General features: G+C 68.9%; 1 protein-coding gene. It reads right to left on the bottom strand.

Annotation, left to right across the window (positions count from 1 at the left end):
* Positions 1 to 259: 259 nt before the first annotated feature.
* Positions 260 to 1,169: O-antigen ligase family protein (locus RI554_11640; protein MDR9392665.1), on the bottom strand; the 910-nt coding region annotated here is incomplete at its 5' end.

The following is a 1,169-nucleotide window of genomic DNA, read 5'->3' as shown; positions in this document are numbered from 1 at the left end:
GTCGGCCGTATGGGTACCGATCCCAACCGAAGGCCGACCCGCGCGTCCGGAGATTCGAGGATCGTGGATGCAAGCCGCGCCAACGGTCGGTCCCGCGACGCCCCCACCGGTTCGGTGGTGACGAGGCCGGATCTCGGGCAGCATCGTGTGGCCACGCAGCCTTCGACGCGCCCTCCGGAATGGGCAAGGACGCTAGGTAGGGTGCGACGCCACGCGGTGGAGACGTCGCACCGAATGGGACGGATCGATGCGCCACCGGTCACGGTGATCGTGGAGGTGGAACGTCTGGCTGCCCGCCCTGGAGGCTCCGACTTGCAGCGTCTAGCGCATTCAGTCCCCACATCAGTGGGAGCTGCACGTACACGAACAGGAACGAGACGTCGAGGACGCTCATCGTGAGGGCACCTAGCACCAGCGCCACACCAGCCAGCCGGCCCAGACGCCAGGCCAGGATCATGAAGGCGAGGGACAGCCACGTCGTAGCGGTCAGGCCGATCACCCCATGCGTCGCAGCCGCTTGCAACCATAGGTTGTGCGCATGCGTGACGGCCTCGCCACCCGGATCGCGGGCCAACGTCTGCCAGTAGTCTGCAAAGTCGATGCCGCGGCCCGCGAGACCGCGCCACGGGTCATCCAGGAACGCTTGGACGGCACCAGCGAAGATGTCCAAGCGCGACGTTTGGTGTTCCAGTAGGCTGGACCGGATCGCCCACGTCCCGACCAATCCGACGAGCGCGACGAAGGGCATCACCCCCCATCCGAACGAACGGCCACCCGTCGTACGTCGGACTCGAGGGATCGCAAGGATCACGGCTCCGACGAACACACCGAGCCATGCGGATCGACTCCCCGTGAGAGCGGCGATCGCCAAGAACGGCGCCGCCCCGAGGAGGCGGCCCGTCCCGCTTCGTGCCACCGCGAGCACGACCAATGCAGCGACGGCGGCGCTGTGCCCCAGAAAGTTCCGGGCGCCGTGAAACAGGGTGGGTCGCCATTCCCCGATTGCGGGCCTGGGGGAAGCGGCGCCCGCCGTCGTCGCCGCAGCCGTGACGCCCCGAACCGCCACGGGGGTCCCTGGCGGGAGGTAGAGCCGCACGATCGCGAACGCCCGGTCCACCGTCGGTGCGTCCGGAGGCCGGGCCGTGGTCTCTTGCGGCGACCCGCCGTCG

The organism is Trueperaceae bacterium, assembly GCA_031581195.1.
Lineage (GTDB): Bacteria > Deinococcota > Deinococci > Deinococcales > Trueperaceae > SLSQ01.
This window is presented reverse-complemented; position numbering and strand designations above follow the sequence as displayed.